This window comes from Streptomyces sp. KLMMK (genome assembly GCF_036961605.1).
Classification (GTDB): Bacteria; Actinomycetota; Actinomycetes; order Streptomycetales; family Streptomycetaceae; genus Streptomyces; species Streptomyces telluris.
The window spans coordinates 40,214-59,393 of the sequence record NZ_JBAMDC010000016.1 but is presented as its reverse complement, the minus strand read 5'-3'; the positions used below and the strand labels follow the sequence as shown (position 1 = coordinate 59,393).

At 69.4% G+C, this 19,180-nt stretch carries 19 protein-coding genes and 5 pseudogenes; 12 read left to right on the top strand and 12 right to left on the bottom strand.

The annotated features are described in order from the left end of the window. Positions 1-634: 634 nt before the first annotated feature. From V7793_RS05400 to V7793_RS05390, 3 genes are read right to left on the bottom strand one after another with little or no spacing between them, the layout of a single operon-like run. Positions 635-1,183, bottom strand: a complete 549-nt coding sequence (locus tag V7793_RS05400) for a hypothetical protein (RefSeq protein ID WP_335581745.1) — start codon at positions 1,181-1,183, stop codon at positions 635-637. Continuing rightward, a complete protein-coding gene (locus V7793_RS05395; protein ID WP_335581744.1) occupies positions 1,162-1,473 on the bottom strand; it encodes a hypothetical protein in 312 nt (103 codons plus the stop codon). Before V7793_RS05395 ends, V7793_RS05400 begins: the two co-directional genes overlap by 22 nt. Positions 1,474-1,494: 21 nt before the next feature. After that, positions 1,495-1,716 carry a hypothetical protein gene (locus tag V7793_RS05390; RefSeq protein WP_335581743.1) on the bottom strand — a complete coding sequence of 74 codons (222 nt, stop codon included), beginning with the start codon at positions 1,714-1,716 and terminating at the stop codon, positions 1,495-1,497. 1,038 nt (positions 1,717-2,754) lie between these two features. On the opposite strand from V7793_RS05390, the gene V7793_RS05385 reads away from it, so the two are divergent. Beyond that, complete coding sequence (locus tag V7793_RS05385) at positions 2,755-3,246, top strand: DinB family protein (RefSeq protein ID WP_335581742.1); 492 nt, start codon at positions 2,755-2,757, stop codon at positions 3,244-3,246. Between the two features lie 434 nt (positions 3,247-3,680). On the opposite strand, the pseudogene V7793_RS05380 reads toward V7793_RS05385, so the two are convergent. Further along, positions 3,681-4,152: pseudogene (locus tag V7793_RS05380) on the bottom strand (MerR family transcriptional regulator). A 556-nt stretch (positions 4,153-4,708) separates the two neighbouring features. On the opposite strand from V7793_RS05380, the gene V7793_RS05375 reads away from it, so the two are divergent. From V7793_RS05375 to V7793_RS05365, 3 genes and pseudogenes are all read left to right on the top strand, one after another. Continuing rightward, a complete protein-coding gene (locus V7793_RS05375; protein ID WP_335581746.1) occupies positions 4,709-5,182 on the top strand; it encodes an NUDIX hydrolase in 474 nt (157 codons plus the stop codon). Positions 5,183-5,466: 284 nt separating this feature from the next. Beyond that, complete coding sequence (locus V7793_RS05370; RefSeq protein WP_335581741.1) at positions 5,467-5,844, top strand: hypothetical protein; 378 nt, start codon at positions 5,467-5,469, stop codon at positions 5,842-5,844. Between the two features lie 102 nt (positions 5,845-5,946). Next, positions 5,947-6,101: pseudogene (locus V7793_RS05365) on the top strand (IS630 family transposase); the annotation flags it as partial. Positions 6,102-6,595: 494 nt separating this feature from the next. Here the strand turns inward: V7793_RS05365 and V7793_RS05360 are convergent. The 5 genes and pseudogenes from V7793_RS05360 to V7793_RS05345 form a co-directional block, all read right to left on the bottom strand. Then, on the bottom strand, positions 6,596-7,078 hold the full coding sequence (locus V7793_RS05360; RefSeq protein WP_335581740.1) for a DedA family protein: 483 nt from the start codon (positions 7,076-7,078) through the stop codon (positions 6,596-6,598). A 617-nt stretch (positions 7,079-7,695) separates the two neighbouring features. Beyond that, the gene (locus tag V7793_RS05355; RefSeq protein ID WP_335581739.1) at positions 7,696-8,475 is read right to left on the bottom strand and encodes a hypothetical protein; all 780 of its coding nucleotides are present in this window, start codon (positions 8,473-8,475) and stop codon (positions 7,696-7,698) included. Between the two features lie 1,053 nt (positions 8,476-9,528). Next, positions 9,529-9,753, bottom strand: a pseudogene (locus V7793_RS38115) (hypothetical protein); the annotation flags it as partial. A 134-nt stretch (positions 9,754-9,887) separates the two neighbouring features. Then, positions 9,888-10,015, bottom strand: a pseudogene (locus V7793_RS38110) (YnfA family protein); the annotation flags it as partial. A 345-nt stretch (positions 10,016-10,360) separates the two neighbouring features. Further along, on the bottom strand, positions 10,361-10,570 hold the full coding sequence (locus V7793_RS05345; RefSeq protein ID WP_335581738.1) for a hypothetical protein: 210 nt from the start codon (positions 10,568-10,570) through the stop codon (positions 10,361-10,363). A gap of 183 nt (positions 10,571-10,753) precedes the next feature. Between V7793_RS05345 and V7793_RS05340 the strand changes: the two genes are divergently transcribed. Both V7793_RS05340 and V7793_RS05335 read left to right on the top strand, forming a co-directional pair. Then, positions 10,754-11,089, top strand: a complete 336-nt coding sequence (locus tag V7793_RS05340) for an ArsR/SmtB family transcription factor (RefSeq protein ID WP_335581737.1) — start codon at positions 10,754-10,756, stop codon at positions 11,087-11,089. Positions 11,090-11,091: 2 nt separating this feature from the next. Further along, positions 11,092-11,814: a cation transporter gene (locus tag V7793_RS05335; protein WP_335581736.1), complete on the top strand. Its 723-nt coding sequence runs from the start codon at positions 11,092-11,094 to the stop codon at positions 11,812-11,814. Positions 11,815-11,853: 39 nt separating this feature from the next. On the opposite strand, the gene V7793_RS05330 is transcribed toward V7793_RS05335, so the two are convergent. Further along, positions 11,854-12,159 carry a sulfurtransferase TusA family protein gene (locus tag V7793_RS05330; protein ID WP_335581735.1) on the bottom strand — a complete coding sequence of 102 codons (306 nt, stop codon included), beginning with the start codon at positions 12,157-12,159 and terminating at the stop codon, positions 11,854-11,856. Further along, complete coding sequence (locus V7793_RS05325; RefSeq protein ID WP_335581734.1) at positions 12,156-12,818, bottom strand: class I SAM-dependent methyltransferase; 663 nt, start codon at positions 12,816-12,818, stop codon at positions 12,156-12,158. The genes V7793_RS05330 and V7793_RS05325 overlap by 4 nt, the downstream gene beginning before the upstream one ends. 285 nt (positions 12,819-13,103) lie before the next feature. Here V7793_RS05325 and V7793_RS05320 point away from each other — a divergent pair. After that, a pseudogene (locus V7793_RS05320) lies at positions 13,104-13,271 on the top strand (cation transporter); the annotation flags it as partial. 38 nt (positions 13,272-13,309) lie between these two features. Here V7793_RS05320 and V7793_RS05315 read toward each other — a convergent pair. Further along, positions 13,310-13,564 (bottom strand): hypothetical protein, encoded by a 255-nt coding sequence (locus V7793_RS05315; protein WP_335581747.1) that lies wholly within the window; start codon positions 13,562-13,564, stop codon positions 13,310-13,312. Between the two features lie 298 nt (positions 13,565-13,862). On the opposite strand from V7793_RS05315, the gene V7793_RS05310 reads away from it, so the two are divergent. The 5 genes from V7793_RS05310 (at position 13,863) to V7793_RS05290 (ending at position 18,768) form a co-directional block, all read left to right on the top strand. After that, positions 13,863-14,105, top strand: a complete 243-nt coding sequence (locus V7793_RS05310) for a hypothetical protein (protein WP_335581733.1) — start codon at positions 13,863-13,865, stop codon at positions 14,103-14,105. Then, the gene (locus V7793_RS05305) at positions 14,102-14,611 is read left to right on the top strand and encodes a hypothetical protein (protein ID WP_335581732.1); all 510 of its coding nucleotides are present in this window, start codon (positions 14,102-14,104) and stop codon (positions 14,609-14,611) included. The genes V7793_RS05310 and V7793_RS05305 overlap by 4 nt, the downstream gene beginning before the upstream one ends. Before the next feature lie 961 nt (positions 14,612-15,572). Then, on the top strand, positions 15,573-16,772 hold the full coding sequence (locus tag V7793_RS05300; RefSeq protein ID WP_335581731.1) for a DegT/DnrJ/EryC1/StrS family aminotransferase: 1,200 nt from the start codon (positions 15,573-15,575) through the stop codon (positions 16,770-16,772). After that, entirely contained in the window at positions 16,769-17,707 is a 939-nt protein-coding gene (locus tag V7793_RS05295) for a formyltransferase family protein (RefSeq protein ID WP_335581730.1), read from the top strand. Before V7793_RS05300 ends, V7793_RS05295 begins: the two co-directional genes overlap by 4 nt. Continuing rightward, the gene (locus V7793_RS05290) at positions 17,704-18,768 is read left to right on the top strand and encodes a bifunctional UDP-4-keto-pentose/UDP-xylose synthase (protein ID WP_335581729.1); all 1,065 of its coding nucleotides are present in this window, start codon (positions 17,704-17,706) and stop codon (positions 18,766-18,768) included. Before V7793_RS05295 ends, V7793_RS05290 begins: the two co-directional genes overlap by 4 nt. Positions 18,769-19,180: the final 412 nt, after the last annotated feature.

The window sequence follows — 19,180 nt, the reverse complement described above, 5'->3', positions numbered from 1 at the left end:
GAGCCAAGGGCATCCGCGCCGCTTGGCAGGGCGCTTGTTGCTGACGCTGGCAGCGCCGTACGGTGGGCACGGGCCGCCCGCATCCGCAGCCTGAAGAGGGACCTGGAGGCTTCTCAGCGCGAGCGATAAGCAGCCGCGACTCCGGCCGAGGCTCCGCAGTGGCGGACCGAGGCTCCGCAGTGGCTCGGCGCGCTGACCACCATGCAGGCCGGGTACGAACTCGTCCAGGTTAGCGATGCGGACCTGCCGGGGCTGGCGCTGCCGGACCTCATTCCGCCCGCCACGCCGCCGACGGGCGCACCCCTGCTTCCCTGGCCGCGCTGACCATGCCAGGCGCCGGCCTGCTTCGGCCCCGTCCGGCCCGGTTCCCGGTTACGGCCCATGACAGCACAGGCGCCGGGGGATTCAAAGGCTTCACTGCGACCCTGGCGTCTGTGAATCGAAGGTAAAAAAGGCGCCAGGTAATGCTTTCCATGTCTGGGGGGTGTGGTGGGGAACCGGGGGGCGGACGGCGCGGACTGCGCCGACGAGCATCGGGAGCCGGTGTTGCGCAGCGCCGAGAGAACTCCGTATGGCCAAGAGCCGATGGTTCACAGTTTCACCGTCGCTCTGAGGGCCGGCCGCGACCAGGTGGTCACTGCAAGCGGAGTGCTGCCCGAGGACCGACCCGTCCGTCCACGACGCCGGATGCAGCGGTGCTGGGCAGCTCGGCCGCGTAGTCGGGCAGGTCGACGCTGCTGATCTGCTTGCCCTTCTCCAGCATCTTGTTGAGGATCCAGCGCCGGTTCAGCAGCGCGTTGCGCACCCGCAGCCCGGTCGCGGTGCCGGGCGCCAGGAACGGGCCGGTGCGGTCGCCGCCCTTCCGGTAGCCCTGAGCGTAGTCGCGCAGGGTGTGTTCGTAGCGGGCGAAAGCAGTGCGGTGGTCGCCGCGGGCCCTGGCCAGCTCGCCGGCCAGGACGTACGCCGCCACTATGGCGGTGCCGGTGCCCATCCCGACGATGGCGGCCCCGCAGGCGGCGTCGCCGAGCAGGGCGATCCGGCCGGTGGACCAAGCGGAGACGTCGGCCCGACTGATCGAGTCGAAGTACAGCTCAGGAGCCTGCCCAAGGCTCGCCAGTAGCCGGGGCACCTCCCAGTCGAGGCCTGCGAAGGCGTCCCGGATCAGCGTCTTCTGCTGCGCCATGTCGTGGCGGCCGTACCGGAGTTCAGCCGAGGCGAAGAGGAAGAAGGCACGCGCCCGAGTCGGGTCGCGGTGGTCGGCGCCGATGGCGGCAAGCCGGCCGGGACGTTGAGTCCGACGGAGCCGGGCGGCAGGCCCAGGTAGTTGGGCAGCTGCCAGGTGGCTGCGTAGTAGCCGAGGTGACGGACGTAGCGCTCCTCCGGGCCGAAGGTGAGTCGACGGACGTTGGAGTGCAGCCCGTCGGTGCCGATCACCAGGTCGAACTCGCGTGGCGCGCCGTGCCGGAAGGCCACTTGGATGCAGTTGGGCGTCTCCTACAGGGCGGTGATCGAGTCGCCGAAGATGTACGCGGTGCGCGAGAGGCTGCGCTGGTACAGCACCTGGGCGATCTCCCCGCGCGGGACCTCGACGTCTCCGCCCGCGAAGTCGGCCGGCAGGTGGAGGGGCTGATGGCCGCGCCGGTCGACGAAGGTCATCGGACTGCCGCCGGTGCCGAGCGCGCGCAGCTCGTCGAGCACGCCCATCCGTTCCAGCACAGTCAGGTGGGTCTCGCCACGGAAGTCGACCGCTTGGCCGCCGCCGCGCAGGGCAGCGCGCCGTACCGGGTAACTCGGGGAAGACCAGCCGCAACCGGTCGCCCCGGGCCCCGGGCCCCGGGCCCTGGGCCCCGGGCCCTGGGCCCGCGGGAGTCGACGTCGGCGACGCGGTAGAGCGCGACGTCGACGGCCCCGGCCCGAGAGGTGCCGAAGCGGACCCCGATCGCTTCGGCGGCCCTGTTACACCGAGACGGACCGTGTGGTCGAAGTCGGTCCTGCTCACGGAGAGCCACTTCGCGGCCTGCTCCGGTCCGAGCGGCGTCCCGGCGCCGACCAGCCCGGCCGGGCCCTCGCGCGGGCATACCTCCGCGCGCTGGCAGACTTCCGAGACCTGTCCGGGGTGGAGCAGCAGGCCCGTCGGGGTTCGCGCTCAGCTCGGTGAGCGGTCCAGTGGTCCGCAGTTGATGAGCAGGCGGACCACGAATGACGTCACGCGTGCCTTCTCGTCGTACGCGGTCGGGGTGCCGAGGGCTTGGCGATCCGGTCCGCCGCCGAGCCGCCGAGGATCGGCGAGCAGTGGGATCGGCGGGCAGCGGCCCCGGCGGCAGCGCGAGAGCTCGGGGCTCAAGAGGTCCGGGGTCCGGTCGGCCGACCGGTTCTCTCCTTGTCAGGCCGAAACGGCTCCTGTCATCCTGTCGGGGACAGCCCGGACGCAAGGGGTCGGAGAGAGCCGGTCTCGTCGTCTCGGTGGCCCAGGTGCTGGTCGTCGACGACATCCCTCTCGGCTGGGAATCCCGGCCGGCATCCGATTCGTGTTCAATACCGAACCGATCGACTCGGCCCACTTGCCCGCAAGTAAGCGAGATCATCGCCGTCCACTGGTCGGCTCGCTGGATCCGGCGCTGTCGCCCGCACACCGAAACTGGGCAACATAGCTGCAGCGCGGCGCGGCGCGTTCGGTCGGACACGCCGACAGCCCAATCGATCGAAACCGTGAACCCCAACGCTGTCTACGAATACGAAAGGGACACACACGCCATGAACAACCCCACGCGTGTCACCGGCGGCTCCGAGCGCCAGCTTCTCGAGTACATGCTCGACCACACTCGGGCCGAACTGATCGACACGGTGCGCGGCCTATCTGAAACAGACGCCCGCCGCCGTCTCGTCCCGTCCATGACGACATCGATCGGACTGGTCAAACACGCCGCGTTCGCAGAAAGGAAGTGGTTCCAGCACATCCTGGGAGGTTTGCCGGAATCCGAATGCGACGGTGCGATGGTCGGCGAGGCCAGCTTCGTGGTCAGTGACGACGAGACGGTGGCCGACGTGATCGCCGAATTCGAGCGCGCCGGCAACCGCGCACGAACGATCGCCGCGGACATCGACCTCGACGCCACCCGAGAGCACCCTGCTTTCGGCAGCGTCAGCCTGCGATGGATCTACCTGCTCATGATCCAGGAATTTGCCCGCCACGCCGGCCACAGCGACATCCTGCGTGAGCAGACCGACGCCAACCGCCGGACTTGAGCCAGACCGCCGGATCCCGCCCCGGCGGCTGGGCGCCGGCCTGCCGGGACTGCACCGGGCCTCCGTCGAATGCAACGCCCACAATATCCCCTCGGCCTGCCCTTGGAACGCATCGGCTTCGACTTCGAAGGCCGTCGCCCCGGGTCACCCTGAACATCAACACCGGCAGATGGACCGACACCCTCCTCTACGGCCTGCCGGCCCACCGCTGACGAGAGCCGGAAGCCGGGCCACAGCCGACAGCAGAGACCCCCGGCTCCAGGAGCGATAGCCGTTGTCCGTGGTAGGAGTTACCACCACAGTCCGGTCACCGATGGCCATCTCTACGAGTAGGGACAGCAGCTCGCCCGGCCTCCGTTGCCGGGTGAGGTGTGCTTGTCGGTACAACCGGCGTGAGCTGCCGCCACTGTGGACCGGTCCTCGCAGGATTCGGCTCAGCTGAGCCGGGTCGTGGCGTACGCCTCGATGGCGTCGCGCTGGTAGGCGGCCAGGCCCGGCACGATTGCCTCGTAGACCGCGTGCCACGGCTCGTTGTCCACGCAGGAGCGTCCGATCGCCCGGAACTCCTCCAGGTTCTCAGGCCGGTTGATGCTGATCCTGGGGTTACTGTCCTTCCCGGCTGCTCCAGTTCGGCGATCGTGCGGGAGACGGTCCGGACCAGGGCGTCGAGGCGGTCCGCCCCGCTCGGCGAGCAGCCGGCCGCGGTGCCGCGCAGGGCCTCCAGCTCATCGACCTGCTCGGCCAGGATCCGGCCGATCTCGGGCAGCCCACGCCCAGTTCCCGCAGCACCAGAATCTGCTGCAGCCGCAGGAGCTGCCGCTCTTCGTAGTAGCGGTGCTCGTTGGCGCCGATCCACGCCGGTGGCAGCACGCCGATCTCGTCGTAATGCCGCAGCGGCCGTTTCAACCCCGGCGTCCAGGCTTCTCCGGCGGCTCACGCCTACGTGCCACCCTCACCCTCACCGGCGGCGACCGGACCACACGGAAGGCTCAGGAGCAATGCAGGGCCGACACACCGTGTGTCGGGAACCATCCCTCCTGGGGACTCAGCATGCTCACCGGTACCGACTTCCTATTCGGTCCCCATGGGCCGGGGGCGGCACCTCGACCGGCTCCACTTCGACAGTGCGCCGGCCAGTGCCGCCCGTGACGCAGGGGACCGGCAACGGACTTGCCGCCTCAGGACGGTGCGGTGGCTGCATGACCACTGGCAGATCCTGCTCGGCACGGACACGATCCGGGCCCGTTGTCTCATTGGTGCCACCGGGCTTCGACGAAGAGCGATATAAGAAGCGCAACACCGCCGAGCGGGCGATCAACCGCTTGAAGCAGCACCGGGTGGTCGCCACTCGCTACGACAAGCGCGGCTATGTATTCAGACAAGTCCCGGGTGACGGGCCGGCCAAGCCAGCCATGCACGGATCTTGGACGTTGAGATAGCGTCCAGTGGGGAGGTTTGGGGGGTGAGTTTCCGATTGGCGGCGTACGCCGTGTGCATCCAGGACGGGCGGGTGCTGCTCGCCTGTCACGTACCACCGAAGGGCCAGGCCAACTGGACTCTTCCGGGCGGCAGGGTGGAGCAAGCGGAGGATCCGTTCGATGCAGTGATCAGAGAGGTCGCTGAGGAGACCGGCTGCAACGCGGTGGTCGAACGCCTGCTGGGCGTGGACTCAAGGATCATCCCCGCGGCCGAACGCACCATCCCCGGCGGAGCAGAACACCAGAATGTCGGCATCTTCTACCAGGTCCGCATCACCGGCGGCCAACTCCGGCCTGAGCCGAACGGCGACATCGCCGAGTCTGTCTGGACTCCGATCCCCGATGTCGCCGGCCTGCGCCGGTCATCGTTGGTCGACGTCGGACTCGCCCTGGCGCGGACCCTTCCGGCAACCGGCCACGTCGCTCCCGTCCCAGTCGGCGGCCTGATCCAGCACTGAGGCAACCACCAACGTCTACCCGGCCTGGTTGACCGTCACCTGGCTCACATGATCGGCCGGACGAGTCCGAATGGACTGCTCATCCGATGGACCTTGGACCAAGGCTGGGCCCGCTCCGGCCGGTGCTCTCCGCCTGACGGCGTCAGGCGGCGGGTGCGGCTGGTCCCCGGCAGTGCCCGCCGCTGCGGTGGACACCGGGGGCGGTCCGCCGGACGATGGGAGCACCCCGTACGGGTGCCGCCCCTGGCTTGATCCCGGGCCTACCCTCGGATGGGAGCACCCCCATGCACCGACGCAACCGACATACTCTGCTCTGCGCCGCCCTGGCGTCCTCCGTCGTCCTCGGGGGCGCGGTCGCCCTGGCCGCGCCGGCCGCCGCTGCCCCGGCGACGGTGCCCACCCCCAGTTGTACGGTCACCCCCGACCCCGAGGGGAGGTTCGTCATCATCACCGGGGAGGGGTTCACGGGCCCGCGCAACCTCAACGACGGCGAGTCCACCGAGCCGCTGAACATCGACGAGAACGGCAACTTCCGGGTGCAGCGGTTCCAGAAGGACGTCAGCTATACCGTCCTCGCGGTGTACGAGGACCAGGACTTCGTCTTCGTGAACTGCGAGATCTCGGAGCCCCAGGACTCGTCCGCCGACCCGAACTCCTGGTAGGAGTTCCAGAAGGGCTACATGGACGGGTACACGGCCGGCCTCAAGGCGGCGTCCCGCGGCATCTGCCCACCCGTCACAGCAAACACACCGCTGCAGTGCAAACCTCGGTGGAGGGGGCGTCCCCGCCCTCTCGATCGTGACGACGAGGACTTCGTAGTCCAGACCGCCACCACCCGCCCGACCGCCCTGGGCAAGGCCTTTACTCGCTGGTCATCTGCAAGCTCGCCGATCACCTGCGCAGAAGCACTGCCCGGCCCTCTCGCGGATGACGGCCGTGCACGTGGTCATGCCGTTCCTGCCCGGCTTCCGCGGCCTGGACATCGAGGATCAGGACATGTCAAAAGGGACTCTCACTGAACAGCGCCGCGCAGGCCTGACGCGACTACCAGGTACTACGCGCGTGTGCGCGACATTGCTGTGCCGGCCGCCGCTGAGGCCGAGAACCTGCGCGAGAAGTAGTGCTCTGACTGGGAACGGTCGGTTGGGGGGCGATGGCGGCCGATCCGGGCCACGGCCGGCGCGGTGGGCCGACCACCGTCGGCCGGGTCCATGGAAACCGCGCACGAGGCTCCTTCGCTGGACGGCCGGCGATATCTGGCAGACGATCTTCGCCCGAGGCCCTTAGCGACATCCCAGGCATCGAGTGATTACAGAACGTAACTCCCGAGGAGGGCTGAGGCCGTACATCTCGCCCGCCGCGGCACCCGCACATGCGGGACGAGCTTACGTCTCCTCCACTCGTGGGACGAGCTCACGACTCCTCGGCCGCGGTGTCGCCGGAGGACAGCGCCGCCCTTCTTCTGCGGTACACCACCACCCCGCACACCGCGAGGAGGAGCACGGCCACGGCGGACACCCCTAGGGCCGTCCGCTCGGCGAAGAGCTTTCCCAGCACTTCGAGCACGCCGATCCCCGCGGTCGCGTAGATCAGCGCCCAGGCCGCTCCGCCCCCGAACAGGGCGGGGAGGTAGCGCGGCAACGGCATGCGCATGCTGCCCGCAAGGAAGTTTGCGGCGGTCTGGAAACCGACGGTCAGGAAGGAAACGGCCACCACCGGCGCGCCCCACCGCTGGATCGCCCGCTCGGCGCGCCGGAACTTCGCCGAGGAGATCCGTCCGGCGAACTTGCTGCGCCGCGCACCGGCCCCGGCGAGCCAACCGACGGCGAACGTCCCTCCGGCGCGGAGCAGGACGATGACGTACAAGACTCCGGCCGTCAGTGCGATCTTATCCACGATGCCTCGTCCCGGGCGTCAGGCCGGAACCCGCGTCCCTCGTCACCCGCATCGGCGTTCCATCCCGGCCGGTGCACGACGCGCACAAGCCCGGCCACCGTCTGTCACCTGCGCCCTGCCTCTGCCGTTCCGTCCTCTGGTCCCCACCTGCGGCACCGGAAGCCGAATCTGCACGCCAGCACGCCAGGCAAGGCCAGCCTAACCGAATGTGAGTACGGTGAACACAGGCGCCGGTCTACCCGGGGGACGGCCGGCGCGGTCAGTCAATTCGGTCGGCTCATCAACAGCGTAGGCCCTGCTGGTGCGGCAGGGGCCCTCGCTCTGTCTGGTCGCCCCTCCGCCACCCCCAGGGGGCGGCTTTCGAGCTTCGAAGTTGTCCACCTGGGCCGACTGGCGCGCCCAGTCACACCTCGGAGACGGGACGTCCGGGCAAACGCGGACCAGCCCCAGCTCATAGGGAGTGCCAGGGCTGTAGCAACACAACCGGACCGGCTGGAGAGCGGCCCATGCCGCTGCCGCGCGCACCACGGCCGACGACGGTGAGGACGGCCGGGCGCGCACCTGCGCCGTGTAGGCGCGGGTGCGTGCCGTCGATCACCGGCCGGATTCAGTGGCCCTTACCTCTTGGTGTCCTCCAGGTCGGCGATGACGAGGACCTCGACGGTTCCCTGGTAGGTCCAGTTCTGGTTCCTCGCCTCGTCGGGGCGGGGAGCCAGCTGGGCCTCCACGACGACCTCACCGGAGGTGTGGCCACTGCTCCGCCACGACGCGTTCACCCTCTGGGCGCCGATCTGGAAGTCCTCGGGCCGGGCGTCCCAGCGGACCTGGAGATCGAACCCCTTGAGCAGGACGTCGACGACCTTGTTGTCGTGCTCGTCCTTCCGGATCTTGCTGGGGAATTCCACGGAGTGCGTAACCCTGGCCACGCTCGCGGCCTGCGTGGACTGAATGGGCAGCGTGTACTTCCGGAATGCGAGCACTCCTGCGCTCCTCCCGCCGATGTCGATGGTCAAGTCGCTTCGCACGCCGCCGATCTCCAGGCGACCGTGCACCGTGCCCGGCTGAGCGTCGTCGTCCGCCCTGACGTCGACCGCGTAGAAGCAGCCGGGCGGTGTGCCGGGCACCAGGTCGGCCACGGTCTGGAAGCGGAGCGTCCGTGCCCTCGGGTCCCACGTGGCCTTGGGTTGGGGCTCCGGCCGCCGGGTCCCGCAGACGTAACCGACCTGGCCGTCCTCAGGGAAGGACACCCCCTGCGGGAACGTGATCTGAACCCATTCCCCCTTGCTCACCGGCTTCTGCGTGTCCGGGGTCAGGCCCACGTCGACGCCGAGGGACCCCAGCGCCCCGGGCTGGAGATCTCCCGGCGTTCCCTTCCCCTGACTGATAGTGAAAGGCATTCCTCCTCCTTCCTGTTGAACCATTCAACGAAACGCATGTCACTTGTCACTGCCGAGCGGCTCTTTGCCGGCATGCCCTCGGCGGAACGATGACCACTTTGGCAGGGCTGTCTGCGCCCGCCGCGAGAATTTCGCCAAGGCCCCGGCAGAGCCGTCGCTTTATGGGCCGCGCGCCGAAAATCGCAGGTGACCGGAGTGGAGTCGGGCCGTCATGACACCTGCTCATTGCTGCGTTCCGTCACCATGGTGCGGGTCCACAGCGACTGAAAATCATCGAGAAGCACGGAGAGTCTCGCCCCATATTCAGCCACTACAGAATGCCCGGTGACCGAAGTCTGCGTCGGCGCAGGGCAGGAATGACACGCTTCCGACCCGAACGTGACCGGGGAGCCATGCCGTCGCCAAAACTTTGACGGACGCGTTCCTGCAGCTCACACCTCATGTCGCTAGCGCACTTGCGCGACTTGGCGATATTGCGCCCCACCATCAACCCGCTCAGCAGCCGCACCCGTCCCGGGAAGCACGTGTACGGCCCCCGGTAAGGCATGTCGCCCCGGATACCCTTGCCTCTGTAAGAGAGTTTCGGCCACCTGGCGGTACGGCCCGGCAGGCTTGTCACACTCCGTTTATCGAGCGGGGCTGGAAGGGCGCTGTTGACATCACCAGCTGTGGCAACCAGTGAGAGAAAGTTCCAGGTGAACGGCGATTCCCCGGGCTGCATGGACACCCCGGGAGGGTGCATCAGTGTGCTGCGGGCAGCCGATAAGTGCGTTTATCTATGTTCCCCGTCCGGCTACCCACCGTCCCCGAGCCCGATCATGTCGTGAGAACCACCACACGCCGAATTACCGAGACGGGCGAATCGCGCATTTTCCCTGTCCTCGTTCCCTATGACTCTGTCTGAGGAACCGTTCGGAGTTCGGCTGAGATCTCGTGAAGGCGCGCCGAACACAACAGACGTTCATTATTTGTTTAACGATGCCGATACGCCGCCTTCGCCGGGCCGGCTCCGGGCCGGAGAGCCACTGCCTCCTTGGACCCTGTGTCCTGTGCGGTGAGGCGGACGGGTCGCTTGTAGCTGGAGATCGCCACTGCGAGACCGAGAAAGGTCAGGCAGTTGCAGGGATCGCGCTCGTAGCGGGGTGACAGGCGTCGGTAGCTGGTGACACCGACGACGAGGGGCAACCCTCTGTGATCCGACAGGATGTGCATTTTGGAACCCGGCTTGCCCCGGTCCACGCGGTTCGGGCCTGTGGCCAGAGTTCCTGCGCGAGTCCTTCGCCGTTGAGGGCACCCGTTCGAAAGCACGGTCACCGACTGGGAACGAGTTAGGGGGTCCCGAACGCCTCTGACGTCAGGGTGAGTGTGGCCCCTCCTGCTCGCTGCTCGCTCCTCGCCGCTCGCCCTGGCCGTGCGATGACGCCGACGCCGATCCAGATCCATCCCTGTGTTCGCGGATGCCCTGCCGGACCAGCCAGGCGCCTCCGATCTCGATCAGGGCGGCGATGGCGAACAGGGCAACGGAGCGGGTGACGAGCATGGCGGGGTCTGTCTGGTGACGAGGGAGGGGGATGGGGGAGGAAGCGTCGGTGATCAGTCGGCCGGGCCGAACAGATCGGCGAGCAGGCCGGCGGCGTCGGAGGGGCGCGCACCTCCAGGTGGAGGCGGAGGCTGTCGAGGTGGAAGCGGAAGTCGAAGAACGGGCAGCACCGCTGTTCCGCGGCTGCCAGTTCGGCGACCGCTGCGGTGCGCTCGGCGGGCAGGGCCAGCCGGAGCCCATCGGGGATCTGCGTGCGCACGGCGCCGTCGATGGCCGTCTGTCAGGCGGCGGCACGCTCGGCCATGGCCTGCCCGGTCAGCGAGCACAGGCCACTGGTGCGCTCCGTCACCGCTCGGCCTCCTGCTCGGGGGCCTGGCGGCCGGGCGCCAGCGCCACGTCCACCAGGGCGGAGGCAGGCCGGGGCGAGGCAAGAAACCCGCACTGAGGGCCGCATCGCTGGTCGCGGTCGGGCAGTGCGTTCAAGTGCTGCAGCGCGGCGTGCGACGAGGCGGTGAACTCGGTCAGTTCGGTGGGAGAGATCCGCATCGTGCTCACGCTTTCGACGGTAAACCTTCGACCCGGCTCGAAGGCCAAGCGGGTGGGTCCAGGTGTGATCCGCGAGTGCGTAGCCGGTGCTCGCACCGTGGCTTCACGAGAGACTGCGTTCAGCATGATCCATGATCCATGATCCATGATCCATGATTTCCTGAATTCAGGATTCTGTGTACTGTCGTGAGTGTGCTGACTGTTGCCTCCGACATCGAGGTGCTGGCCCGGTTCGGCCGCGCGCTCGCCGACCCGATCCGCTGCCGCATCCTCCTCGCCCTGCGCCAGGCTCCGGCCTACCCCGCCGACCTCGCCGACACCCTGGGCATCTCCCGCACCCGGCTGTCGAACCACTTGGCCTGCCTGCGGGACTGCGGTCTGGTCGTCACCGTGCCCGACGGGCGCCGCACCCGCTACGAACTGGCCGATCCCCGCCTCGGCCACGCGCTCGAGGACCTGCGCACCGCCGTGGTCGCCGTCGAGACCGACCGCACCTGCCCGGACTCCGAGACGAAGGGTTGCTGCTGACCATGACCGCCGAGATACCCATATCCCTCGGCCCCGGCCCGGCCCGGCGCGAGGCGCTCGCCCGGCGCATACGGCTGCTGGTCGCCGCGACCATCACCTACAACGTCATCGAGGCCGCCGTCGCGATCACCGCCGGAACAGTCGCCTCCTCCACTGCTCTGATCGGCTTCGGCTTGGACTCCGTCATCGAGGTCTCCTCCGCCGCCGCGGTCGCCTGGCAGTTCTCCGCCCGGGACCACGCCGTACGCCAGGCCCGGGAGCACAGGACGCTGCGGATCATCGCGGTGTCGTTCTTCGCGCTCGCCGCGTACGTCGTCGTCGACGCCGTACGCGCGCTGGCCGGCACCGGCGAGGCCGAGCGGTCGGTTCCCGGTATCGCGCTCGCCGCTCTCTCGCTGGCCGTTATGCCGTTCCTGTCCGCCGCCCAGCGCCGCGCCGGGCGCGAGCTCGGCTCCGCCTCCGCGGTCGCGGACTCCAAGCAGACCCTGTTGTGCACCTACCTCTCGGCTGTGCTCCTGGCCGGCCTGGTCCTCAATGCCACCCTCGGCTGGTCGTGGGCCGACCCCGTTGCCGCCCTGGTCATCGCCGCCGTAGCGGTCAGGGAAGGCCGCGACACCTGGCAGGGCAAGGGCTGTTGCGCGGCCCCCGCCGCCGTGATCCCCGCACAGTCCCAGGAGGCGGATGATGCCTGCGGTTGCCGTCCGGGATGCGACTGCTGCTCCTGACACCGGACAGGTCTGGACAGCAGGCCCGTGTGCCGCTGGTCAGCGGCCGGGGCCGGCCGGGTGCCAGGGCGCGTCCGGCCGGGTGGGGCGTGCGTCGCCGGCGAGCCGGAGCGCGTACACCGCCCGGCCGGTGTCGTCGGGGAGAGGACCGAGGTAGTGGTGTCCGGTCATGTGGCACCAGGCGGGCAGGTCAAGCGGGGCTGCCGGGTCGGTGGCGATGACGTGCACGACCGTGCCGGGTCCGGCGTCGGCGATGCGGGCGCGGAGCTTCAGAAGGAGGGTGACGCACAGCAGGCCCGTGCCGTCGACGGTGATGTCCGCCGCGGGTATCCCACCCCCGCTCATCGGGGCAGCCTCTGGGTAATCCGCCACAGGCGCCGGGGCAGGTCGCCTTCCTCGAAGGCGTGGACCTCTTCGAGCGTCCAGCCGGTGGCGAGGGCGTCGACCAGGTTGCGGGGGAAGAAGTGCACGGCGAAGCCGCTGTACTCGTAGATGTCGTCGCCGTGATCGGCGCCGGTGCCGTAGTGGGCGTCGCCGGTGTGGCGGACGGTGTAGACGAGCACCCCGTCCGGCCGCAGGACACGACGGATGCCGTCGACCAGGGCGTGGATCTCTTCCGTGGACAGGGCCATGCACAGCAGCATGTGCGCGAAGACCGCGTCGACGGAGGCGTCCTCCAGGGGGAGCGGGTCACGGACGTCGTGCACCGTCGTGGTCAGCCGCTCGCCGATGCCCTGTTCGCGGGCGGCTTGCCGAAGTTGCTCCAGGGCGGTGGCGCTGAAGTCGATGGCCCGCACGGTGAAGCCCTCGCGGGCGAAGTACAGGGCGTCGCGGCCGTGCCCGGCTCCCAGTTCCAGAACGTTCTTCGCACCCGCCGCGCGGAACGCGTCGGCGGCGTAGATGGCCGGTGCCGAGGGCTGCTCTCCGTACATGCCCGGGTGGGCGGTGTAGGTGTCCTGCCAGTGGCGCCGCTGGGCCTCCGCCAGGTCCTGTTCGCTGTCCATCGCGTCGCTCGGTTCTCCTCCTGCTCTGGCCATCCCGCCAGAGCACCGCCAGCTTAGACCGCTGCCCGCCGCCTTCAGCGGGGGCAGGGCCCGCCGCGGGGCGAGGCGGCCGCGTCGAGCATCGCTGCCGCGGTGCGGACGTCCGCGCCGGTACTTCAGCGGCCCAGGCAACCGCAACGCACTCGGCGTCAAAGCCGCCCCGCCCTCTGACGTGCGAGCCTCCATCGAGGGTCCGGCCGAGGGAGCTGCGGCTGAGTCCCAGCGACGCCTGCCATGGGCCCACAGCTGGGCGATGCGGTCCACGACGCCGGTGTTGCCCTCACCGCTGTCCCGTTGGGCATCGCCTTCGTCCTCGGGCGTCGCGCGCCGAACCGCCGCTACACCTACGGCCACGGCCGTGCCGAGGATCTCGCAGGTGTGGCAATCGTGCTGACGATCAGTGCCTCGGCTGCCCCTCGGCTGCCCTCTTCCCACCACGCGAGCTCGGCGTGTCACTGGGGCTTTGTGGCTCCCCGGAGCGCGGCCGCGCTCTCGGCGCCGTTCCAGCCTCGGCCGTCGATCCTGCCCGCCGGGCGTCGCTCGGCCCGCACCAACGTGCCGCGCTCCGTGCACGCACCGACGGAGCGGCGCTTGCGCACCACCGTGCCCCGCTCCAGCCGAATCTGGAGCGCCTTCTCGCCCCGGTCGAGCACGCTGTCGACCGGGGCGCTGCGCAGATCCACAACAGGAGGGGATACGTGCGCCATTGAACATCCTTTGGGAGCTGTGGCAGAGACAGGCAGCCGAGGACACAGGGGCCTAGAGGACGTAGGCGTGCCCGCATGCCAGTTGGCTCGGGCATCCGAGACTGCCTTCAGGGTGCTGGCGCCTGGGGCGAGTTCCGCGCGATGCCGTGCGCCCTCGAAGGGAAAACGCTCCGGCGGTCCGCGTGGCGTTCCGATTCGCCCGCTCAAATTCTCGGAAGTCCCAGCCCGGGCACTCGGCTGCGCGACATGATGCCGATGAAACGACAGGCAGCAGGGGAGGGGCGGGGAGGGGGCAGGCTTGGGTGTCCTGAAGGAATCGCAATACCAGGACCTGACCGCCGTGCGCGACGGGCAGGACCGCAGCCGGCACGGGTGGGTCACCGACGGCTGCGGCATCGATCTCAAGGCTGTGGACGCCCTCCGGAAGATCGGACTGTGCGAGATGGCCGAGGGCCGTGCACGCTCCGTGGGGCCCGCGAACCGCCTGGCCCGGGACTATGGAAGCCAGTACGAGGCGACGAACCGTAGCCGTAGCCTATGAGCACACCCGCCGGCACGAGTTGCTTTGCGAGAGGGCTCCGGCCCTGTCACAGCCACGAGGAACACGCAGCCGCCGTTCAAGCGGTCCAGGCGTATCTGGCCCCTGGTCGGCCACCGCCCCTTCCATGGAACATTCTCTTCTTCGAGGAGCACGTCCTGGGCCGGATCGGCGCGGCCAGCGGGAGGTTCGGCAAGGGCCAGCCGCGCCTTTACGTCCTCTCCTTCGCGGGCCCGGTCCCGTACGTGAAGCTCGGACGGACCGCAGACATCTTCGGGCGGATCATGCGCCTACGACACGAGGCCAACATGCACGGCGCCGCACTCGTCGACGGCTGGGCCTCGTGTTACTCCGCCGAAGCACCACGATGGGAGCGAAGCCTCATCAATGCCTTGCCGGAACGCTCACCAAGGCACTCCAAGGAGTACCACCACGGCGCTGACTTCCAGCAGATCCTCGCTCTGGCAAAGAAGATCGTGGAACGTGACAGCCGACCTCCTGCATCGTGAGCGAGCGCCGTGCCGCGTCCGGTGGCCAGCCGGCGGCGGTAAGTACGGTCAGTCATGGCGGGGGCCTTGACCTGCTCGCAAACGAGCAGGTCCGGCACGCTCAGGGCGGGGAGGCGCTTGTCGAAGGCCCCCCATACCTGCCGGGAAGCTGCATCGGCCCGCAAGTCGTGGCTGGGCGCCGGGCGGTTGGACGACGGTTGCTGCCCGTCCGATGCCGATCTGCGGGGCGGCCAGGCCCAGGCCCTTGCCGGAGAAGTCGTGCGCGCGACGGATGCGTTTCATGGCGCCGAGGAGCTGGCCGGCGATGGTGCCGGCCTTCTCCCGCTCGGCGGGGAGCGTAAATGGGCGGTGAGCCTGGCCAGGACAGGGACGCCGTACTGGACGGGTCGGGCATCGGGATTCTGCCCTATGGCGCGCTGCCCGAGGGCTTGTTCTGGTCTCGATGGCCGACGACGGGCCCGTCGGCTGTTCACCTCATGTGATGGGTGCCGGTGGTGAGGTCCAGGGCAGCCGCCAGTGCCCGGCCAGCCGACTGAAGGACTGGAGAGGGGCTGGCTGCGAGGAGTGCGATCGGACGCACTGAGGCTGTCCGCGGTGGTGGCTCGGTGGTGGAGGGCGGGGTGACGCCGTGGTGCAGGGCCAGTGCCGGGGCGAGCAGCCGCTAGGTGGTGATGAGGAGGCCGTGCGGCAGGACGCCCGGCCGTGGCGGGCCTGGCCTGTGCGGGACCTGTCTGCCAGGTGCTGGCAGCAGCGGTGGCCAGCGGCGGCGCGCCGAGGAGCCAGGCGTCGCCCACCCACTCCCGCAGCATGTCGCCCACCCACTCCCGCAGCATCAGGACGGCCTTGGCCGGGCGGGACAGAGCGCTGGCCAACTGGGCGACCTGGGGGCGAACGGGGTCCCCGCAGCGAGGTGGCGTAGGGTGACCAGGTCTGTCGTTGTGTAACGATTTTGGGGCGGGGAGTGGACGAGTGCAGTGGCGTGCCGTTGTGCGCGCCGACGGTCGAGGATGACGAGATCGCTGCGGTGACGGCCGTGTTGCGGTCCGGTTGGCTGGCCGCGGGGCCGAAGGCGGCGGAGTTCGAGGCGGCCTTCGGGCGGTGGGCGGGGGCGCCGCACGCTGTCGCCGTCGATTCGGCCACGGCCGGTCTGCATCTGGTGCTGGCCGCGCTGGGGACCGGCGCCGGTGACGAGGTCATCGTTCCGTCGCTGACCTGGCCCGCTACGGTCAATGTGGTCGAGCTCCTGGGCGCCCGTGCGGTGTTCGCCGACGTCCTGCCGGACACGTTGTTGCTCGACCCCGACGATGTTGCGCGCAAGATCACCAGCCGTACCAGGGCGGTCGTCCCTGTGCACTACGCCGGGGCTCCGGCGGACCTGGCCGCGTTACGCGGCGTGGCGGACGGGCGTGGGGTAACCATCGTGCACGACGCGGCGCACGCGCTGGGCACGCGGTACGGCGACGAGCTCATCGGCGGCGGCCCCGAGCCCGTCGTCTTCAGCTTTCACCCGGCCAAGAACATCACCACCGCCGAAGGTGGAATGGTGACAGTGGCCGACGGCGAGCTGGCCGAGCGCATACGCCTGCTGCGATTCCACGGGATCACCAAGGACTCCTGGTCGCGGCACCGCGGCGGTGGTGGGCCGGTGTCGTACGAGGTGCTGGAGCCGGGCTGGAAGTACACCATGTCCGACCTCCACGCCGCACTCGGCCTGGTGCAGCTGCCCAAACTCGCGCGGTTCAACGCCCGGAGGGCCGAGCTGGCAGGCCGCTACCGGGAGTTGTTGTCCGGCCTCGAGGAGATCCGGCTGCCGGACGTCCCCTCCTATCCCCACACCCACGCCTGGCACTTGTACGTGATACGGCTGGTCCCGGAGCTGCTGGCCGTGGACCGGGACACCTTTGTCGCCGAACTCAAGGAGCTCGGCGTGGCGGCCGGAGTGCACTACACGCCGGTCCACCTGCATCACTACTACCGGAGCCGCCGCGAAGGCGAGTCGGCCTCCGGGCGTCTCCCCGTCACCGAGGACGTTGCGGAGACCATCATCTCCCTGCCCCTGTTCGCGGGCATGAGCGACGAGCAGCAGGACCGGGTCGTCGAGGCCGTCCGGGCCGTGGCCGGCCGCCATCGCGGATCCGATGCCACCGGTACGGTGCGATGAGCGTCGTGGTCTTCGCGTATCACGAGGTGGGTTGCCGGGCCCTGGAAGTGCTGGTGGAGCTCGGCGTTCCGGTCGGTTGTGTCTACACCCACCGCGATGACGTGCGGGAGAACGCCTGGTTCCGGTCGGTCGCCGACGTGGCGTCCTCGCTCGGCCTCCCCGTCCGCACCGCCGATCCGCGCACCGAGGCCGAACAGCGGCACATCCGGAGGCTGACGCCGCGGATGCTGCTGAGCGCGTACTGGCGCCGCCTGCTGCCCGACCCGGTGCTGGCCCTGGCCCCGGTCGCCGTCAACGTGCACGGCAGCCTGCTGCCGCGCTACCGCGGCAGGGCACCGGTGAACTGGCAGATCCTGCACGGCGAACACGAAGGCGGCGTCAGCCTCCATCACATGACCGGCGAGCCGGACGCCGGCGACCTCGTCGACCAGGAGCCCTTCCCCATCGGCCCGGACGACACCCCGCTGGACGTCTACCGCAAGCTCGTTCCCGCCGCGGCCACGGTCTTGCGCCGCAGTGTCCCGGCCCTGCTCGACGGTCATGCACCGCGCCGGCCTCAGCTCGCCTCGAATGCCACCTCCTTCAGAGCCCGGTGCCCTGCCGACGGCCTCATCGACTTCCGGTACGCAGCCGAGGACGTCCGCAACCTGATCCGCGCCGTCACCGACCCTTACCCGGGCGCTTACTGCTACGCGGGTTCCCGCAAGATCACTATCTGGTGGGCCACCCACGCCCCGGCCATTCCGGCGGACCAGGGAGCGCACCGGGCGGGGGAGGTCGAGACCGGCCCCACAGGGGTCCTGGTGACGTGCGGCGACGGACGCCGTCTGCGCCTGACGGACGTCGAGACCGACGAACGGCGGGGGAGCCCCCGCGACTTCCCCGACCTCCTGCACCACGGTGCGATTCTCACCCAGCCCGAGGGACATCCGTGAACATACTCATCCTCGGTGCGGGCGGCTTCATCGGCCACCACCTGACCCGGGCCGTCCTGGCACGCACCGACTGGCACGTCCGCGCCCTGGACCTGCACACCGACCGCCTCGCCGGCATGGCGCACCACCCCCGCCTCACTCTCCGAACCGGAGACGTATACGCCCACACGGACTGGATCGAGCGGCAGCTGCACTGGGCGGACGTGTGCCTGCCCCTGGTGGCCACCGCCACGCCCGCCTCCTACGTCAGGGATCCGCTGGGCACGTTCGACCTCGACTTCACCCACAACCTCGATGTCGTCCGCCGATGCGCGGCCACGCACACCCGCGTCGTCTTCCCCTCCAGCTCGGAGGTCTACGGGATGTGCGAGGACGAGGAGTTCGACGAGTACACCAGCCGACTGGTGTACGGACCGGCGGACAAATCCCGCTGGATCTACGCGGCGTCCAAGCAACTCCTCGACCGGGTCATCCACGCCCTGGCTGAACAGGAGGGCTTGCAGTACACCCTCTTCCGCCCTTTCAACTGGACCGGCCCCGGCCTCGACGACCCACACAGCACCACGCCGGGCTCCTCCCGCGTACTGCCCCAGATGCTGGGCCACCTCATCCGGCGCGAACCCGTCGTACTCGTCGACGGAGGAGCACAGCGGCGCTGCTTCACCCACGTCGACGACGGCATCGACGCGCTGATACGCATACTCAACAACCCCGGCGGAGTGGCCGACGGGCAGATCTTCAACCTGGGCAACCCCGCCAACGAACACACCGTCCGCGAAGCAGCGCAGGGCTTGATCCGCCACATGGGCGAGGTCCCCGGCTACGAGGACATCCCCGCCACCGCCCGCATCGTGGAGCAGGACGGCCGCGACTACTACGGGTCGGGCTACGAGGACGTCCAGCGCCGCGTGCCCGCCATCCACCGCGCCAGTGAGCTCCTGGGCTGGACCCCGCTCATCGGATTCGACCAGCTGCTGAGAACGACCGTCCAGCACTACCTGAACGCCGGGCATGACTCGTCCGCCCCACCGGCAACACCTCTGGCCGGCAGCTGCGGCTAGGCAGTTTCGTTTGGATCAGTGGGGACGCTGGTCCGGGTATGTCGTTGACTGACGCGCGAAGCGGGCGCGGATCGAGCCGGAATTTCCGGCTCGGACTCCTGCCTCTGCCCCCGCGGAGGAAGGTAGCTGTCCGCCAGGCCCAAGGCCGGTGGTTGTCCCGCCTGTGTGCACCCCGGCTGCGGTTTCTCGCCCGAGGGTCATGCGTGTGTGTGGTTTGCGCATGGTTCCCCCGCCGGCATGCATCGCTAAGGTCTGCCCGACGCCGGCAGCTGTCCGATCGCCGGATACAAGCAGAGGCCGCGCCCATCGCCGGCAGGGCCACGAACAGCAGACGCCGGGCCCCGGCCCGGTCGGCGGCCCGTCCTTACACGGCCCCGGCCCGTCCTCACGGGAGTGGGGGGAACTCGTCGTC

Bases quoted from the DNA above. Each gene is read 5' to 3' on its own strand.
- V7793_RS05315 (WP_335581747.1), bottom strand. From the start codon at position 13,564: ATGGCGCACGTATCCCCTCCTGTTGTGGATCTGCGCAGCGCCCCGGTC.
- V7793_RS05385 (WP_335581742.1), top strand. From the start codon at position 2,755: ATGAACAACCCCACGCGTGTCACCGGCGGCTCCGAGCGCCAGCTTCTC.
- V7793_RS05335 (WP_335581736.1), top strand. From the start codon at position 11,092: ATGACCGCCGAGATACCCATATCCCTCGGCCCCGGCCCGGCCCGGCGC.
- V7793_RS05325 (WP_335581734.1), bottom strand. From the start codon at position 12,818: ATGGACAGCGAACAGGACCTGGCGGAGGCCCAGCGGCGCCACTGGCAG.
- V7793_RS05370 (WP_335581741.1), top strand. From the start codon at position 5,467: ATGCACCGACGCAACCGACATACTCTGCTCTGCGCCGCCCTGGCGTCC.
- V7793_RS05355 (WP_335581739.1), bottom strand. From the start codon at position 8,475: ATGCCTTTCACTATCAGTCAGGGGAAGGGAACGCCGGGAGATCTCCAG.
- V7793_RS05400 (WP_335581745.1), bottom strand. From the start codon at position 1,183: ATGGCGCAGCAGAAGACGCTGATCCGGGACGCCTTCGCAGGCCTCGAC.
- V7793_RS05295 (WP_335581730.1), top strand. From the start codon at position 16,769: ATGAGCGTCGTGGTCTTCGCGTATCACGAGGTGGGTTGCCGGGCCCTG.
- V7793_RS05305 (WP_335581732.1), top strand. From the start codon at position 14,102: ATGAGCACACCCGCCGGCACGAGTTGCTTTGCGAGAGGGCTCCGGCCC.
- V7793_RS05330 (WP_335581735.1), bottom strand. From the start codon at position 12,159: ATGAGCGGGGGTGGGATACCCGCGGCGGACATCACCGTCGACGGCACG.